We start from the raw sequence: 16,904 nt of genomic DNA on the forward strand, positions 1-16,904 counted from the left end.
GCTTTTACTTTATTACTCAATATCTTTTCTCATCACGCTTTCTTTTTTGGTTAATCATTCCTAACCCCTATTGACTTAAAGTTAACTTTAACTATTAAGCTAAAGGTCTAATGACAGGGAGTTGGAAATGAAGAATAGAACACAGTTATATTTGTCTGGCCGTTTTTTTGATGGGATTTCTTCAGGTATGTTTATGATGGCATTGCCTTGGATAATGCTATCTCAAGCTGATATGGGCACATTTGTGGCATTAACAGCACTGCTTTGCACAGTGGCATCTTTTCTTATTACGCCGTTTAGTTCAACTTGGATAGATAGGTTTTCAAGAAAATCGATACTAGTAATAATGCAGTGTGTCCAGTTTAGCACCGCTCTATTGGTTGCTCTGTTAGCGGTGGTGGATCTCTCTTCAATATGGGTATTGGCGTTAGCCCAGTTGATATTTTGGCTGAGTGGTGACATTGCTTGGAGCACCAACAATGCGTTTACTCAGGAGAACTATCAAAAAAGTGAATACGCAAAAGTCACTGGCCAGCAAGAAGTTGTGATGCAGATGACTATGCTGGGAGCAGGGGGAGCCGGCATTGTGTTGTTGCAGCAGTGGTTTATTGTAGAGTTTGCGTTTTTTGCCGCGTTAGCATCAATGATCTCAATGTTGTGTTACCTAGCTACTCCCTACAACAGGAAGCTTACAAAAGCGGCGAGTCATACTCCGTTTGTGCAGCAGCTGTTTGAGATAAAAGCTATTTATACTTTTCAGCCTAGATTCTATCTGTTTTTAGCGCTCTCTTCGCTCTCATATCCAGTATTAACCTTCTTGGTCAAATTAGTGCCGATCTATTTCGCTCAGGAAGATATTAGTGGTTCGTGGTTTGCCGGTTGGAAAATAAGTTATGGTTTAGGGGCTCTGCTATGTGGTGTGGTTATTAGCAGGTTACTTGCTAACATTTCAAGTGAGCACGCAATGATTTTGTCGATGTTTGCGCTGAGTGTGCTGCTTTTTGTCATGGCGGGTTATTTGTCTCCTTCGGTGATGATCGCTGCAACCGTTGCCATTGGTTTTTTCAATGCGTTTAATCGAATTGCGCGGATAAACAAGATGAACCATGAAGTCTTGGTGGCACAGAGAGGCAGAGTAGAGGGTGGATTAAAGATGTTTTCTACCATGAGTCAAAGTGTTAGTTACGTCATCATCGCTTTGCTGGCGCACCTTGATTTAGTCGCAACAGGATTTATGTTGGTTGCAGTTAGCCTGTTACTTGTTTCTATGTTGTTGCTTCGTCTATATAAAGCGAAAGCGCATATTCATGCGCTTCCTCAATTGAGCTAACAGCTTAAGGTTAACAGGTCTTAATATAAGCGAACGTTGGCGATAACCGTGGATAGCGGAGTGGATGACCATATCGCAAATGGCACATCCACCGATTGTTGATGGTCAGATGGCAATAAATCGTCAATATTCACCGTGATGGTTTGCCATTCATTCACGACACTTTTTAATTTAGGTTGAATGTTAAATTGCTTGTCTATATCGCAACTTATAATGTCCCGGCTCTCACCCATAGCAATGTAAATGGGTTGCTGAACAGGTGTTGAGATAAGTAGCTCAAATGACAAGGTAGTAAATGCAGATACGTTATCGTACTCACCATCTGCGGTCTGAATGTAGAAGCAAGCGGAATGGTCGGTAAACTTCACCTCTACAGCATCTTGTTGAAGTTGATAGTTATAAGGTAGCGTCGTTATCCAGTCATAATAGAGTGGATTGTTCAATGAAACATCGATGGCATCGTTATGTTTTGAGTGATGAATTTTTGCCTGATAATCGCCAATAATAGAACGAACACCAAACAGCTCAATAATATTTTTCTGGTTTTGGCTCTCTTCACTGATGTCTAATTCAATCATGTTGAGATTATTGGCTTCTTCATGATTGGCATAGTTTAAGCCGTATCCGTAAGGAAAAAGTGGCATATCCTTACCTAGTGGATCTTGCTCTGATTCAGGCAACTGGTAATTAGGGATATGAGGCGGAATACGGTTAACGCTACTAGAGAGCTTTTTGTTTGGCCAGCTATATGAGAGCTTGCCACTAAAATCGTAAATAGGCTTGCCGTTGTCATCTCCGATGATAACGTCGGTAATCCCTTGTGCTTCAGTACCCGGTAAGAAAGCCGCGATAAACGCGTCAGACATTGCTATCTCTTCATTCACGTACAAAGGACGGCCTGAGAAAAAGAGGCTAATGACCTTTATGCCTTGCTGTTGTAAATAGCGAATCTTATCAACATCTTTTCGATAGCTTCTCTTCAATGAGGCGAACTCAAGCGACTGCCACTGTTTTATGTCCCCCATCATTTCTGAATATGGGTCTTCACCAAAGGCGACAATGGCGACATCGATATTGGATAAATCATCGTCGAGTAGAGGAGAGAAGAGCAGGTTATTTTTATCGATTACGCTCTCCAGAGCAGATTTAATTGTCGTCGCGTTGGGGAAGTCTTCTAGTGTATTTTCGGTGCCTTGCCAAGTGAGATTCCACCCACCTGTCTGCTTCTGAATATCGTTGGCGGCACTGCCTGTCAGCAGGATGTGTTGAGAAGGTTTCAACGGTAGAGTTTGCTGATTATTTTTTAGTAACACTAACGATTTTCTTACTGCCTCACGAGCAAGGGCTCTATGATGAGGGTTATTTAATGCAGAAGGTTTCCCAGCGAGTTGTCTTTCACTAGGTTTTGACTTCTGCCATAGCCCAGCTCTCATTTTTACTCGCAAAATTCGTTTTACCGCATCATCAATTCTGCTCATTTTTATTTGACCAGACTGAATGTCTTTGATGGTCTGTTTATACACTTGTGGCCAATGTTCTCGTACCGGAACCATTAAAATGTCATTACCCGCATTGATGGCGTAAGTGGCGTCAATTTCGCTACATTTGCTCACTTCTGAATGACCATTCCAGTCGGTGACAACCAGCCCATCAAATCCCATTTGCTGCTTCAATACATCATTGAGTAGATAGTGACTACCGTGAAGCTTATGGTTGTATAGCGGAGTTGTGTCCGGGCTGTGATCGTAATTAGCCTCATTCGTCCAAGAATTAAATGAAGACATCACCACTTGCGCGCCAGCATTAAGGCCGCTGAAGTAGCCCATACCATGAATATTAATCAGCAATTCTTCACTGTAATTATTAATACCGCGATCAACGCCGTCAGCGGTTCCGCCATCTCCGAGCCAGTGCTTAACATTTGAGATTACTTTGGTGTCGCCTTTTAATAACTCTTCATCACCTTGTAATCCTCGTACCATCGCTTCTGCATATTGATAGGTAATTTCAGGATCTTCCGAGTAACCTTCATATACGCGCCCCCATCTCAGGTTCCTTGGTGTGGCAACGGTTGGGGCAAACGTCCAATCTAAACCTGTCGCACATACTTCTACTGCGGTCGCAGCCCCAATTCGTTCAATTAAATCGCTATCTCGAGTCGCACCCAAGCCAATATTATGGGGAAAAACAGTGGCGCCATAGACGTTGTTGTGACCGTGGACTGCATCAGTCGCCCAGATAAATGGAATTCTAAATGGCCTATCTTTGAAAACCTCTTCAGTCGCAAGCCAAAATTCATCGGCTTTCTCTGCCCACTCTTTGGCAGACGCGTACTTGTTTTCGTTGGGCCAGCTTCCACCACCATTCAGAATTGAGCCGAGTTTATACTGTCGCAATTCTTCAGGAGTAATGTCTCTAAGGTTTGGTTGAATCATTTGACCAACCTTCTCTTCAATTGTCATTAGAGAAAGTATGTAACTAATTTCCTGTTCAATGGTGTCATCTTTGCCAATAGCAGATTCAATTTTTGGCCAGTGGGTGTAGTAGGGAAGTGTTACTGAGCTTTTCATAGTTATCTCTTTAATCAGAACTGAGTCGGTCACGTTACTATCGCTAAGTATAGAGAGAGTATCGAAAAAAAGGGTAACTGTATTGAGAGCTCTCCATCAGTTTTGATCATTAATATTAATCTGATTCAGTAACGGTTTAAATTGTTGAGTTGCAACGTCGTTTGACAATGGTGCTGCTTTTCACTTGCTATTAAATCGTCAGAAATAAAAAATGTGGCGGTTATTAATCCAGCCACATTTTTGGGTTAACAGAACTAGGGTTATTTACGCTAGATAATACTCGGTAGCCAAAGAGATAATGGCGGTAAAAGTAACAGAAGAAGTAATCGAACTATATCTGCACACCAAAACGGAGTCACACCTTTGAAAATGGTGCTGGTCTTAATATCTTTGACAACACTGCTAAGAACAAAAATATTTAACCCCACCGGCGGTGTAATCAAACTGATCTCTGTTACCACAACAACCACAATACCAAACCAGACTAAATCAAACCCTAGGCTTGCTACCAAAGGGTAAAAAATGGGTACGGTCAAAAGTAGCATTGATAGGCTTTCAAAGACGGTGCCTAATAAGATGTAGACAGCCATGATGGCTAAAATCACTAAGAATGGCTCAGCGCCAAAAGATTGCATCCAGACGACCAGTTCTTGAGGTAGACCTGTGCGGTTTACGAAGTTAGAGTAAATTAGCGCGCCAATGATAACGCCAAACAACATGGTTGAGGTGCGAGCAGTATCAATCAGAATCTCTCTTAGAACCCCCCATGTCAACGTGCGGCGATATAGTGCAATGGCAAAAGCACCACCGGCACCAATGCCAGCCGCTTCTGTTGGAGTGAAGACACCTAGATAGATGCCGCCCATTACCAGAGCAAACAGACCCAAAATACCAGAGACTGAACGTAACGCAGAGAAACGTTCCTCTTTAGACATTTTGCGACCGTTAGGTCCCGCTTTCGGGTTGCGCCAAACCACAAACTTTGTTGCCAATAGGTAGAAAAGAATACCAAGCATACCGGGAATAAAGCCTGCCGCGAATAGATCCCGGATGCTCTGTTCGGTAAGAACACCATAAATAATGAGGATGACACTTGGTGGAATCAAGATACCTAGCGTTCCACCCGCTGCGATAGACGCTGAGGCTAAGCTGTCACAGTAACCATATTTACGCATTGAAGGCATAGCTACTTTTGCCATGGTGGCAGAAGTGGCTAAACTCGAACCGGAAATAGCGGAAAACCCACCACATGCCGCAACGGTTGCCATTGCGAGTCCGCCACGATAGTGGCCCAAAAATGCGTAACACGCTTTATACAGCTCTTGTGACATGCCTGCGCGGGTGATTAAGTTACCCATAAGGATAAACATAGGGATCACCGACAATCCATAGTCTTGGGCAGTATCGATCAGCCTTTTTGCACTCACAGTTAATGCGCCATTAAAGTTCCAGTCACCTAATGCGGCATAGCCGATAAAGCCAACAGCTGCCATAGCGAAGGCGATCGGCATTCTCAATAGTATTAGCGCCATGAGTACCGCAAAACCGATTAAGGCAATAGTCATATCAGTCCTTTTGATTATTATATTCTTTGTTATATATCCGCGTAACTACCAACACCAAAGAGGTGATAGCGGTGAGCCAACATGAAATTGCGAGGAAATAAACGAAGTAGTAGGTTGGGATCTCCAAATACTCAGTCATCTCTTCATAGCGCAATGCGCGATCACCAAGCTCCCAAACTTTGCTACCAATGACCGCAAGACTAATGGCTACTACAACATCAAATCCCATATCACGAATGTTTTTGATATTTCTCGGGATGATGCTATCGGTTAGGTCAACACTGATATGCTCTTTTCGCCATGTTACTAATGGCATAGTTAAAAATACCAGCGAGCCCAGCAATATTTCGGTGAGTTCAACACTGCCCATGACCGGCATTTCAAGCAAGTATCGACCTACCACGTCGATACAAGTCAGTGTCATCATCAACATTAGTGCGGCACAGGCGAACAGTTTTAGTGTGTTATCTAAAAGTTGGGCGCAATACTCCCAACTTTTAGTTAACCAGAGTACAGATGCTCTCATGGTTATTTCCTACAGGTCGAGTGGCTCATACTCGCTAACGATCTGGCGGAATTCTGTTAGCGCTGTTTTTGCGTCAACTTTGCGAGATTTCACTGACTTGATCCATTTTTCGTCCAGACCTTTTGTTAACTTACGAAAGTAGTCGATATCTTGTTGGGAGAACTCAGTAACATTGCTGCCTGAGGCAAGAATATCCGCTTCACCAATCTCATCCGCTTTAGACCAATAACGACCAGCCAGCGCCGATAGTTTTTCGCCAGAGACACTACGAATGGCTTGTTGATCTTCTTTAGACAGCTTTTCCATAAATTGTGGGCTGATAAAAATCCCAAAAGAGCCTAAATAAAGTCCGGTAGGCAGTTTGTATGAGTAAGGGGCCACATCTTTAAATCGAGCCGCTTTCATCATGTCCATCTGCATAAACAGTCCGTCAGCAACACCTTGTGATAGCATTTCATACGCTTTTGTTGCTGGGGCACTCACACCAGAGACTTGCAACAGTTTGCCTACCTCTGTAGAGATGCCGCCACCCACGCGCATTTTTTTGCCTTTAAGATCTTTGATTGACTCGATAGGCTGGCGCATATGAACTTGACCAGGCCCATGAACAAATACTCCTGCGAGTTCTACACCTTCGTATTCAAACGAGTCTTTAAAATACTTATCGTTTACGCGCCAGTGAGCAACAGATGCGGCTTCCGCACTAGCTCTGTTAGCGGGCAGTTCTGCAATTTGTGGCAGGCGAAAACGTCCAGGCATGTAGCCGTGGAATGTCCAAGCTGCATCAACAGCACCATCTTCAACTAACTCAACCAAGCTCTTCGGATGCGCCAAATCATATTCTAGTTTTATCGTTACGCGCCCATCCGTCGCTTCTTCGATCCATTTCCCCCATGTCGGTAAGACATCGGCATTCATGGTCTGCATTGGGCTGAGCCAAGTTGCAACTTTTAATTGGTGAGTTTGTGCTAGCGCACTCTGGCTAAATGCAAGAGTAGCAACGAGTAGTCCAGAAACGCCTCTAGCGACAGCTGATTTAAACATAACGGGTCCCTTTATTAGTTCTATTAAGTAGAAAAATCTCCTCACAAAATGACACGTCCAAATGTCATTTCATGATTAAAACGTATCATTTAAATTATGAATTGTGTATATTAAATGTTAATAAGATGTAATTTTGTGATTTGAGTGCGGTTTTTATGTGCACTCAATGTTGCAATTTTGTGATTGTTTAATGAGGGACAAAAAATGGAAAAGTTAACCAGCTACGTAGCAGGGAATTGGTACTTCGGGAATGGCAATGTTCGCACTGTGGCGAGCGCTTTAAATGGCGAATCTATGTGGCAAGTGAGCGCTGAGGGTATGGACACTCAAGCGGCACTAGAATTTGGTCGAGAAAAAGGAACAAAGGCGTTGAGCTCAATGACGTTTTTGCAGCGAGCTAACATGATTAAAGAGTTAGCTAAATACCTACTATCGCGCAAAGAAGAATTCTATAAACTTTCTCAACACACCGGTGCAACTAGAGTTGATTCATGGATTGATATAGAAGGCGGTGTCGCGACCCTATTTAACTACTCAGGCCTTGCCAATCGTGAATTGCCCAATGATGTGATCTGGGCAGAAGACCAACTGATCCCACTATCAAAAGAGGGTGGGTTTGCTGCGCGTCATTTTTTGACAAGTAAAACAGGGGTCGCGCTGCATATAAATGCTTATAACTTTCCTTGTTGGGGAATGCTAGAAAAGCTCGCTCCAACTTGGCTGGCGGGTGTCGCCGCAATTGTAAAACCGGCAACAGATACCGCTTACCTAACACAGGCAATGGTAAAGGCCATGGAAGAGAGTGGCTTGCTTCCAGAAGGAGCGATTCAGGTCATTTGTGGCTCTGTGGGTGATATGTTTAACCAGTTAGATTTTCAAGATGTGGTCACTTTTACCGGATCTGCGGCAACGGGGCAGATGCTAAAATCTCACCCCAACATTATCGCCAAATCTATTCCATTTACTATGGAAGCTGACTCCCTTAACTGTGCCATCTTAGGTGATGATGTTACGGTGGATACGGCTGAATTTAAGCTGTTTGTCCGTGAAGTAACCAGAGAGATCACTGTAAAAGCGGGGCAGAAGTGTACCGCTATCCGTCGGGCAATTGTACCAGAACACCTAATCGATGATGTGGCTAAAGCACTGGTTAGCAAGCTTGAACAAGTTGTTGTTGGTGACCCGAGTATTGAGGGTGTAAAAATGGGCGCCTTGGCGGGGCAGTCTCAGGTAACCGACGTAAAAGAGATAGTGACTACATTATCAAATTATTGTGAGGTTCTTACCGGTGGCAACCAAGCCTCATTGTCGATAAAAGGTTCACAAAGTGGAGCGTATTATCCGCCTACGCTTTTACGCTGTAACAATCCACTTGAGGTAGACGCGGTTCATGCCGAAGAAGCGTTTGGTCCGGTTTGTACTTTAATGCCATACAGCAACATCAAGCAAGCGGGTCAAATTGCCAAAAAAGGCAGAGGCAGCTTAGTTGCCAGTATCGTCACAGCATCACCGAAAGTAGCCTCTGATCTTGCCCTTGATATTGCTGCTTACCATGGGCGGTTGCATGTTCTTAATCAAGAGTCCAGCAAGGAATCAACGGGGCATGGTTCACCATTACCTATGTTAGTGCATGGTGGACCTGGTCGTGCCGGTGGCGGTGAAGAAATGGGTGGGCTGCGTGGTGTTAAACACTATATGCAACGTACCGCCATTCAGGGTTCTCCGAGTATGCTAGCCAGTATTGGTGGTGAATGGGTTAGAGGCGCGGTAACCACCCGTGATGTTGCTCACCCATTTAAAAAGTATTTTGAGGATCTTGCGGTAGGTGAAACGTTAACCACCGCAAGACGCACGATTACCGAAGCTGATATTGTTAATTTCGCCTGTCTAAGTGGGGATCATTTCTATGCCCATATGGACGAAATCGCCGCTAAGGAGTCGATGTTTGGCGAACGTGTGGCGCATGGATACTTCATTATCTCTGCTGCGGCTGGATTGTTCGTCGAAGCGGCACCTGGGCCAGTCTTGGCAAACTATGGAATGGATGACTTACGATTCATTGAGCCGGTTAAAATCGGTGATACGATTCAGGTGCATCTAACCTGTAAAAAGAAAACCAAGAAACGCCAAAAAAATGAAGAAGAACAAGCAGTAGGCGTTGTGGCGTGGGATGTGGAAGTTACCAATCAAGAGGGGACACCCGTCGCCCTGTATACCATTCTAACCTTAGTCGCTCGACAACAGAGTGATTTCTAATTAAAGCGCTGTTTTGTCAGTGCTTATCTTAACAGGGCCGTAGTGCCCTGTTTTTTTATCGTTCACACATCAATCATATCTAAGTCAAATATATTTTAATTAATTGTAAATATAATGTTGCCAATTGTGTTTTATATGATACATTATTTTTACACAAAATAAATACTATGTATCACGAATGGAGGCGATATGTCTTTAGAGCAAACATGGTTCGAAGAGAAAATAGAACAAGAGATTGCTATAGAACCCAAGGATTGGATGCCAGAAGGGTATCGTAAAACCTTAGTACGTCAGATTGGTCAGCATGCACATTCGGAAGTGGTTGGAATGCTACCGGAAGCGAACTGGTTAACTCGTGCACCATCATTGCGTCGTAAAGCGGTACTGCTAGCCAAAATTCAGGATGAAGCGGGTCATGGAATGTATTTGTACAGTGCAGCAGAAACACTGGATGGCGAGCGTCATGACCTTTATCAAAAGATGTTAACTGGCGAGATGAAGTACTCATCCATTTTTAACTATCCAACGCTTAATTGGGCGGATGTTGGCGTGATTGGCTGGTTGGTAGATGGCGCAGCGATTGTCAATCAAGTCGCGCTGTGTCGAACCTCTTACGGTCCTTACGCGAGAGCGATGGTACGTATTTGTAAAGAAGAGAGTTTTCATCAGCGTCAAGGCTACGAAGCTTGCCGAGCGTTGGCTGATGGCAGTGAAGAGCAGAAAGCGATGCTGCAAGACTCAATTAATCGTTGGTGGTGGCCGGCATTGATGATGTTTGGCCCAAGCGACAGTGACTCCCCAAACTCAGCAAAAAGCATGGCGTGGAAGATAAAGCGCGTCAGTAATGACGATTTGCGCCAGAAATTTGTTGATAACACGGTACATCAAGTCCACGCCCTCGGTATGAGCATCCCAGATGCAGACTTAAAGTGGGATGAAGAGACAGGTCACTATCAGTTTGGTGAGATTGACTGGGCTGAGTTTTATCAAGTGATTAATGGACATGGCATGTGTAATCACGAGCGAATCAAAGCGAAACAGCAAGCTTGGCAAGATGGTGAATGGGTGCGTGAGGCGGCATTGGCCCACTCAAAAAAACAGATGGAAAGTGCGGCTTAACACCATCTAGCTGTTGAAATATTGACGAAAGCAGGGCTAGAAGAGCGCAGAGAGAACAACAAGCACTAGCACTGATTGGAACAAGATTAAGGAGAATCAAAATGAGTTCATTTAACTGGCCATTGTATGAAGTTTTTGTGCGCAGTAAGCGAGGATTAGATCATAAGCATGTCGGTAGTGTACGTGCTGCTGATGGGCAGATGGCTTTGGAAGCTGCACGAGATTTATACACTCGCCGTAGCGAAGGCTGTTCTATCTGGGTGGTTGAATCAATGCAAATTACCGCTTCACAGCCGAGTGAGTCCGGACCACTTTTTGACCCAGCAGAGGACAAAGTGTACCGACATGCTAGTCACTATGTTATCCCCGCTGACATTAAGCACATGTAAGGAGTCATCGATGGATTTACAACAGCTTAAAGTCAACTACTTACTACAACTTGCGGATACAAATTTAATATTAAGTCATCGTCTAGCTGAATGGTGTGGTGTCGCACCTGAGCTCGAGATTGATATGGCATGGGCCAACATCGGCCTAGATCTGTTAGGAGAAGCTCGCAACTGCTACCAATATGCAGGGCAATTAGAAGGGTTGAACAAAACCGAAGACGACTATGCCTACTTGAGAGAAGAGCGAGAATACAAAAATTTGCTGATTGCTGAGCGTCCTAATGAAGGATTCGATGTTTCATTAGTCAGGCAGTTTCTCTACGACCACTTCCATAATTTGCTACTGCAATCGTTGAGCACAAGTGCAGATGAACAACTGGCCGCCATTGCCAAAAAATCCCTTAAAGAAGCCTCTTATCACCTTCGGTATACATCCGGTTGGTTGGAACGCTTAGGTGACGGAACAGAACTGAGTAACAGTAAAGTTCAAACCGCGTTAAATGATCTGTGGCGTTATAGCGACGAGATGTTTGTACCAAGTGCAGAAGAAAAAGCGTTGGCAGAATTGGGGATTATTGTAGATGTCAGCCAATTAAAGCAGCAGTGGCTAGACAATGTTCAGGCTGATCTCACTAAATCGAAACTGAGTTTACCAGAGACTAAGTATGCACAGTTAGGCGGAAAAGTGGGGCAGCATAGTGAACACCTCGGCTTTATTTTAGCTGAACTCCAATACATGCAACGAACCTACCCAAACCAACAATGGTAGATATTTCGTATGGTTAATCAAATAGTTGACGCATTTACTGACCCTCAATCATATCGAGTTTGGCAACTGGTTAGTGCCATTCCCGATCCTGAGATTCCGGTTATATCCATTGGCGAGCTGGGAATGGTGCGAGGTGTGGAAAAGCAGGGAACAAAATGGCTAGTGAAGTTTACGCCCACTTACTCAGGGTGTCCTGCCACAGAAATATTGATAAGTGATATACGCAGTACTTTAGCTAAAGAAGGGTTTAGCCAAGTTGCGGTAGAGATTCAGTTGGATCCCGCGTGGACCACTGACTGGATGCAAGAGTCGAGTAAGCAGAAATTGCGTGAGTATGGCATTGCACCACCAGACAGAAAAGCGTGTATGCAGAGTGCCATCAACCCTCAGCCACAATGTCCACATTGCGGCAGTGACGATAGCAAAATGGTCAGTGAGTTCGGCTCAACGGCCTGTAAAGCTCATTATCAATGCAGGGAATGCAAAGAACCATTTGACTACTTCAAGTGCATATAAAGTAAGGGATTATAATGACAGATTTCGACACATTAACAGTGGCGGGAATCGATAAGCAAACCGACGACTCGGTAATTGTTACATTCGATGTTCCGTCACAACTAGAAAGTAAATTCAGCTTTCATCCTGGTCAACATCTGACCATCAAAACCACGATTGATGAGCAAGAGCTTAGACGCTGCTACTCAATATGTTCTTCCCCTGATGAACACAAAATTCAGATTGGTATTAAAGCGATTACGGATGGACGATTTTCAAACTATGCAGTTCACCAACTTAAAGTGGGCGATCAGCTAGAGGTTATGTCACCGCAAGGAAGTTTTGGTTTTACCCCTGTTAGCGGTGAGCAAAAGAACTACCTCGGTATAGCGGTAGGCTCAGGCATTACTCCTATTTTGTCTATGTTAAAGAGTGCCTTACAGCAAGAGAGCAGCAGCACTTTTACCCTACTGTACGGAAACCGAAATGCCAACAGCATGATGTTCCGTAATCAATTACTTGAACTAAAAAATCGTTACCCTGACCGTCTGCATGTGAACTGCTTCTTCTCTCGTGAAAGTAATGACGTGGAGTTATGGAATGGTCGTCTTGACGGTGACAAATTGAAGCAACTTGGTGGCAGCTTGTTTGATTGGAGTCAGTTTGATGCTTGTTATGTTTGTGGTCCAGAAGAGATTCTAGAGACCTGTTATACCGTGCTTGTTGAGGGTGGTTTAAGTGAAGATAACTACCATGTAGAACGATTTAATACCGCAAGTAAATCAAGAGAGAAGCCACTCAATCAGTCAGAAAGTACCGTTGTGACGCTAAAGCGTGACGGACGAGTAATGAATATCGATATGACGTCGCAGGACGACAGCGTATTAGATGCCGCTTTACGTCAAGGGGTTGATTTACCTTATGCATGTAAAGGTGGTGTATGCGCAACATGTATCTGCAAAGTTAAATCTGGTCAGGTTGAAATGGCCACCAATTACAGCTTAGAAGCGGAGCAAGTTGAAAACGGTTATGTACTAAGTTGTCAGGCTGTGCCGACCTCTAGTGAAATTGAAATTGACTTCGATGTGTAAGGGAGTGGGCCATATGACGCAGCAAAATGACAACAAAGATCTTTACTGCGATATGAGTGCAGAAGGTGTATTGACACTGACTCTGAATCGACCGCACAAACGTAATGCGCTAAGTAACGATGTGTTACGGCAGCTAGGTGACCTATTAGAAAACGCCAGTGATGAACCTAGCGTGAAATCCGTGGTGATATATGGCGGGCAAGAGATGTTCGCTGCTGGAGCAGATCTGGGCGAGTTATCGACACAGAGAGCAATCACCACTTGGCAAAACCCGCGGCCGAAACTTTGGCAGCAAATTGATCAGTTTGAGAAGCCGTTGATTGCGGCGGTAAATGGTTACGCACTGGGAGCCGGGCTGGAGCTTGTGCTGTTATGTGACATTGTGATTGCTGGGGATAATACCCTTTTTGGTTTGCCGGAAATCACCCTAGGCTTAATGCCCGGTGCCGGAGGCACTCAGCGTTTGGCGCGCACTGTCGGTAAGTCACTTGCCAATCAGATGGTGTTAACTGGGCAACCTATTTCTGCAAAAAGAGCACTGCAAGCTGGATTGATCAGTGAAGTCACAGTAACAGAAAACACACTCCATAAGGCGCAGCAGATAGCCAGCACAATTGCTAAGCGAGCACCGTTAGCCGTTAAAGCCGCTAAAACCTCGCTTAAATCTGTTGCAAACAGCTCGTTAACTCAAGGTTTAGTGATGGAGCGACAACTGTTCAGTTTACTGGCAGAGACCAAAGACAGAGAAGAAGGTATTCAAGCTTTTTTGGCAAAAAAAGAGCCGATATTTAAAGGAATATAGACATGGACAGTTCTATTTTATTGCATATAGAAGCGGGTGTTGCGCTTATTACGCTTAATCGCCCAAAACAGCTCAACAGCTTTAACCCCGATATGCATAAAGCGCTTCGGGCAGCGTTAAAGCAAACTGAGAAGGATGAGTCGGTTCGTGCGGTGTTAATTACCGGCAGTGGACGAGGATTCTGTGCGGGTCAAGACCTGAATGACCGTAATGTCAGCGATGCTGAAGATGTTCCCAACTTAGGTAACAGCATTGAGAAATATTATAACCCTCTTGTAAAACAGATTAGCCAAATGCCAAAACCGGTTATCGCGGCGGTGAATGGTGTTGCGGCAGGTGCGGGAGCAAATATCGCTTTGGCGTGTGACATTGTTTTTGCTGGAAAATCGGCATCGTTTATTCAAGCATTTTGCAAGATTGGTTTAATACCCGATTGCGGTGGCACTTGGCAGTTACCACGTTTGGTGGGCAGCGCTCGAGCCAAAGGCTTAATGATGCTTGGTGACAAGGTGACGGCAACGCAAGCAGAGCAATGGGGGATGATTTGGCAGTGTGTTGATGATGAGCAGCTAATCGAATCTGCGATGGCTGTGGCTAGCCATTTGGCGACCCAACCAACCCAAGGTTTGAGTCTAATTAAAAAGGCCTTATCTCACTCAAGTCATAACGATTTTTATCAACAGCTTGAGTTGGAGAAAGACCTACAAACTATGGCTGGTCGTACCGAAGATTATCGCGAAGGGATTCAAGCTTTCTTTGAAAAGCGTGCACCACAATTTAAAGGGAAGTAAAGCCATGAGTGAATCGATACAGACTGTCGCGGTTATCGGTGCCGGCACGATGGGAGCGGGGATTGCTCAAGTGGCCGCACAAGCAGGCTATCAAGCGGTGCTTTTTGACCTACAAGAAGGAAAAGCGCTAGACGCCAAAAGTACCATAGAGAAACAGTTAACTAAGCGCGTTACCCGCGCCAAAATGACTCAGGAAAATCTCGATGCTTTGTTACAGCGGATTGAGTGCTCAACGCAATTGCAAGATGTAGCGAAAGCGGATTTAGTCATCGAAGCAATTGTTGAAAACCTGCAAATCAAACAGAGCCTTTTTCAAGACTTAGAGAAAATATGTCGCAACGACTGCCTATTAGCCAGTAATACTTCTTCCATATCGATTACTTCTATCGCGAGTGCGTTAGAGAAACCAGAGCGATTTGTAGGGCTGCACTTTTTTAACCCTGCACCATTGATGAAATTGGTTGAAGTGGTCCGAGGCATCGCTACCGATGACAACGTCTGCCAACAAGCGAAATTGTGGGCCCAGTCATGTGGCAAACACGCGGTGGTTACTCGTTCACTGCCGGGATTTATTGTTAATCGAGTTGCTCGCCCATTTTACGCAGAAGCGCTTCGGGCATTAGAGGTGCGCGCGGCGACGATAGAAGATATTGACTACTGTTTAACACAAGCCGGGCAGTTCAAAATGGGGCCTTTTAGCTTGATGGATCTCATTGGCCATGACGTTAACTATGCTGTGACCAAAAGCGTCTACGATGCTTTCTACCAAGATAAACGTTTTGTACCGTCACTGATTCAAAAAGAGCTGGTTGACGCTGGGTTTTTGGGGCGTAAATCCGGACGAGGCTTTTATCACTATTCGGACTCGGCGCCACTCACCGCACCCAACTTTGCTGCGATTACCCCTCTGGGAACTCAGCCACCATCGATAACGCTACACGGAGATTGGTGCTCTGCTACTACATTCGTCGAATTGACAGGTGCACCTCTATCGGAAGCAAATAACGATACGCCATACGCTGACATTAACGGCGTATACGTCGCGCCAACCCAAGGTATCAGTGCTTATCAGTTGGCAGATACCCTTGAACGTCCAGTGGTTTTATTTGACTTTTGCCAAGACTATCACGCTAGTGAGGTGATTATTCTCGCGTCAGCAGAACAGAATAGCCAAAAAGAGACCGAATCTGTGGTGGCTTACTTTCAAAGTAAAGGTAAACACGTACTACTAATTGACGACTATCCGGGGCTGATTGTCTGGCGTACATGGTGCATGCTTATCAATGAGGCGCTCGACTTGGCGAATCAAGATGGCGCATCCATGCCAGATATCGATACGGCAATGAAGAGCGGCGTGAATTATCCAAGCGGGCCAATAGAGCAAGGAGAGCATGTTGGCTGGCAAAAAGTACTGACTACCCTAATGAATTTACAGCAGTTTTACGGTGAAGAGCGCTATCGCCCATCGCCACTGCTGAGTCGATTCGCGCTGACCAGAAAAGGAAACAAAACATGACTTTATCTACCTCAGCAAAGGTGCAACAAGAAAACCAGCTGCAGACAGTTGAACCAGACGCCGCCGAACAATTGATTGCCGAGCGAAACACGGCAGAACGAGCGGTAGCCGCGATGTTGCAGCATGATCACTGTACCAAAGAGATGGGCATGGAAGTGGTTGATGTAGCAAAGGGCAGCGCCACTGTGATCATGCGAGTGACACAAGCAATGTTAAACGGACACAGTAGTTGCCATGGCGGTATGTTGTTCGCCCTTGGGGACAGCGCATTTGCCTTCGCGTGCAATAGCGAAAATCAGGCAGCGGTCGCGGCGGGGTGCAGTATTGAGTATATCCGACCAGCGTTCGAAGGAGACCAGCTTACCGCGGTTGCTCAAGTAAAAACACAGGGAAAAATTACCGGTACTTATGATGTGGAAATAAGTAACCAACATAATAAATTGGTGGCGCTATTTCGTGGTAAGTCCCATCGAATTGGCAAGCAACTTGTTGAAGAGGATATCTAAGTGACGAATGCATATATTTGCGATGGAGTGCGTACACCAATCGGTCGATTTGGTGGTGCATTATCGGCGGTAAGGGCGGACGATTTAGGCGCTATTCCGTTAAAAGCCTTGATGGAACGCTATCCGGCCATTGAT

General features: G+C 44.9%; 15 protein-coding genes and 1 pseudogene. 12 read left to right on the forward strand and 4 right to left on the reverse strand.

All coding sequences use genetic code 11. The features are described from left to right. The first annotated feature begins 127 nt into the window (after positions 1 to 127). On the forward strand, positions 128 to 1,330 hold the full coding sequence (locus F0227_RS11110; protein ID WP_171753272.1) for an MFS transporter: 1,203 nt from the start codon (positions 128 to 130) through the stop codon (positions 1,328 to 1,330). A gap of 20 nt (positions 1,331 to 1,350) precedes the next feature. Here F0227_RS11110 and F0227_RS11115 read toward each other — a convergent pair whose 3' ends face one another. From F0227_RS11115 to F0227_RS11130, 4 genes are all read right to left on the reverse strand, one after another. After that, on the reverse strand, positions 1,351 to 3,900 hold the full coding sequence (locus F0227_RS11115; protein WP_171753273.1) for a glycoside hydrolase family 3 protein: 2,550 nt from the start codon (positions 3,898 to 3,900) through the stop codon (positions 1,351 to 1,353). 269 nt (positions 3,901 to 4,169) lie between these two features. Next, entirely contained in the window at positions 4,170 to 5,465 is a 1,296-nt protein-coding gene (locus F0227_RS11120) for a TRAP transporter large permease (protein ID WP_171753274.1), read from the reverse strand. Between the two features lies 1 nt (position 5,466). After that, positions 5,467 to 5,991, reverse strand: a complete 525-nt coding sequence (locus F0227_RS11125; RefSeq protein ID WP_171753275.1) for a TRAP transporter small permease — start codon at positions 5,989 to 5,991, stop codon at positions 5,467 to 5,469. A 9-nt stretch (positions 5,992 to 6,000) separates the two neighbouring features. Continuing rightward, a complete protein-coding gene (locus F0227_RS11130; RefSeq protein ID WP_171753276.1) occupies positions 6,001 to 7,035 on the reverse strand; it encodes a TRAP transporter substrate-binding protein in 1,035 nt (344 codons plus the stop codon). Between the two features lie 204 nt (positions 7,036 to 7,239). Between F0227_RS11130 and paaZ the strand changes: the two genes are divergently transcribed. The 11 genes and pseudogenes from paaZ to F0227_RS11185 all read left to right on the forward strand — a co-directional run. Further along, positions 7,240 to 9,291, forward strand: a complete 2,052-nt coding sequence (paaZ, locus tag F0227_RS11135) for a phenylacetic acid degradation bifunctional protein PaaZ (RefSeq protein ID WP_171753277.1) — start codon at positions 7,240 to 7,242, stop codon at positions 9,289 to 9,291. Between the two features lie 189 nt (positions 9,292 to 9,480). Further along, on the forward strand, positions 9,481 to 10,410 hold the full coding sequence (paaA, locus tag F0227_RS11140; RefSeq protein WP_171753278.1) for a 1,2-phenylacetyl-CoA epoxidase subunit PaaA: 930 nt from the start codon (positions 9,481 to 9,483) through the stop codon (positions 10,408 to 10,410). Positions 10,411 to 10,511: 101 nt separating this feature from the next. Continuing rightward, a complete protein-coding gene (gene paaB / locus F0227_RS11145) occupies positions 10,512 to 10,799 on the forward strand; it encodes a 1,2-phenylacetyl-CoA epoxidase subunit PaaB (protein WP_171753279.1) in 288 nt (95 codons plus the stop codon). Between the two features lie 10 nt (positions 10,800 to 10,809). Further along, positions 10,810 to 11,568, forward strand: coding sequence for a 1,2-phenylacetyl-CoA epoxidase subunit PaaC (gene paaC / locus F0227_RS11150; protein ID WP_171753280.1), 759 nt, complete (start codon positions 10,810 to 10,812; stop codon positions 11,566 to 11,568). A gap of 9 nt (positions 11,569 to 11,577) precedes the next feature. Then, a complete protein-coding gene (gene paaD / locus F0227_RS11155) occupies positions 11,578 to 12,084 on the forward strand; it encodes a 1,2-phenylacetyl-CoA epoxidase subunit PaaD (protein ID WP_171753281.1) in 507 nt (168 codons plus the stop codon). A 14-nt stretch (positions 12,085 to 12,098) separates the two neighbouring features. After that, positions 12,099 to 13,154 (forward strand): 1,2-phenylacetyl-CoA epoxidase subunit PaaE, encoded by a 1,056-nt coding sequence (gene paaE / locus F0227_RS11160; RefSeq protein WP_171753282.1) that lies wholly within the window; start codon positions 12,099 to 12,101, stop codon positions 13,152 to 13,154. Between the two features lie 13 nt (positions 13,155 to 13,167). Continuing rightward, the gene (locus tag F0227_RS11165; protein WP_171753283.1) at positions 13,168 to 13,956 is read left to right on the forward strand and encodes an enoyl-CoA hydratase-related protein; all 789 of its coding nucleotides are present in this window, start codon (positions 13,168 to 13,170) and stop codon (positions 13,954 to 13,956) included. A gap of 2 nt (positions 13,957 to 13,958) precedes the next feature. After that, positions 13,959 to 14,747 carry a 2-(1,2-epoxy-1,2-dihydrophenyl)acetyl-CoA isomerase PaaG gene (paaG, locus tag F0227_RS11170; RefSeq protein ID WP_171753284.1) on the forward strand — a complete coding sequence of 263 codons (789 nt, stop codon included), beginning with the start codon at positions 13,959 to 13,961 and terminating at the stop codon, positions 14,745 to 14,747. A gap of 4 nt (positions 14,748 to 14,751) precedes the next feature. After that, positions 14,752 to 16,263 carry a 3-hydroxyacyl-CoA dehydrogenase gene (locus F0227_RS11175; RefSeq protein WP_171753285.1) on the forward strand — a complete coding sequence of 504 codons (1,512 nt, stop codon included), beginning with the start codon at positions 14,752 to 14,754 and terminating at the stop codon, positions 16,261 to 16,263. Beyond that, positions 16,260 to 16,769 carry a hydroxyphenylacetyl-CoA thioesterase PaaI gene (gene paaI / locus F0227_RS11180; RefSeq protein ID WP_171753286.1) on the forward strand — a complete coding sequence of 170 codons (510 nt, stop codon included), beginning with the start codon at positions 16,260 to 16,262 and terminating at the stop codon, positions 16,767 to 16,769. The genes F0227_RS11175 and paaI overlap by 4 nt, the downstream gene beginning before the upstream one ends. Further along, positions 16,770 to 16,904: pseudogene (locus F0227_RS11185) on the forward strand (3-oxoadipyl-CoA thiolase); the annotation flags it as partial. It abuts the gene before it with no gap.

The sequence above is a fragment of the Vibrio sp. 99-8-1 genome (assembly GCF_013114595.1).
Lineage (GTDB): Bacteria > Pseudomonadota > Gammaproteobacteria > Enterobacterales > Vibrionaceae > Vibrio.

What these genes read in the sequence shown, in the direction of transcription:
- F0227_RS11165 (WP_171753283.1), top strand. Translation starts at nt 13,168, where the DNA reads ATGACGCAGCAAAATGACAACAAAGATCTTTACTGCGATATGAGTGCA.
- F0227_RS11175 (WP_171753285.1), top strand. Translation starts at nt 14,752, where the DNA reads ATGAGTGAATCGATACAGACTGTCGCGGTTATCGGTGCCGGCACGATG.
- F0227_RS11120 (WP_171753274.1), bottom strand. Translation starts at nt 5,465, where the DNA reads ATGACTATTGCCTTAATCGGTTTTGCGGTACTCATGGCGCTAATACTA.
- paaI (WP_171753286.1), top strand. Translation starts at nt 16,260, where the DNA reads ATGACTTTATCTACCTCAGCAAAGGTGCAACAAGAAAACCAGCTGCAG.
- F0227_RS11125 (WP_171753275.1), bottom strand. Translation starts at nt 5,991, where the DNA reads ATGAGAGCATCTGTACTCTGGTTAACTAAAAGTTGGGAGTATTGCGCC.
- paaB (WP_171753279.1), top strand. Translation starts at nt 10,512, where the DNA reads ATGAGTTCATTTAACTGGCCATTGTATGAAGTTTTTGTGCGCAGTAAG.
- paaG (WP_171753284.1), top strand. Translation starts at nt 13,959, where the DNA reads ATGGACAGTTCTATTTTATTGCATATAGAAGCGGGTGTTGCGCTTATT.
- paaA (WP_171753278.1), top strand. Translation starts at nt 9,481, where the DNA reads ATGTCTTTAGAGCAAACATGGTTCGAAGAGAAAATAGAACAAGAGATT.
- paaE (WP_171753282.1), top strand. Translation starts at nt 12,099, where the DNA reads ATGACAGATTTCGACACATTAACAGTGGCGGGAATCGATAAGCAAACC.
- F0227_RS11110 (WP_171753272.1), top strand. Translation starts at nt 128, where the DNA reads ATGAAGAATAGAACACAGTTATATTTGTCTGGCCGTTTTTTTGATGGG.
- F0227_RS11130 (WP_171753276.1), bottom strand. Translation starts at nt 7,035, where the DNA reads ATGTTTAAATCAGCTGTCGCTAGAGGCGTTTCTGGACTACTCGTTGCT.
- paaC (WP_171753280.1), top strand. Translation starts at nt 10,810, where the DNA reads ATGGATTTACAACAGCTTAAAGTCAACTACTTACTACAACTTGCGGAT.
- F0227_RS11115 (WP_171753273.1), bottom strand. Translation starts at nt 3,900, where the DNA reads ATGAAAAGCTCAGTAACACTTCCCTACTACACCCACTGGCCAAAAATT.
- paaD (WP_171753281.1), top strand. Translation starts at nt 11,578, where the DNA reads ATGGTTAATCAAATAGTTGACGCATTTACTGACCCTCAATCATATCGA.
- paaZ (WP_171753277.1), top strand. Translation starts at nt 7,240, where the DNA reads ATGGAAAAGTTAACCAGCTACGTAGCAGGGAATTGGTACTTCGGGAAT.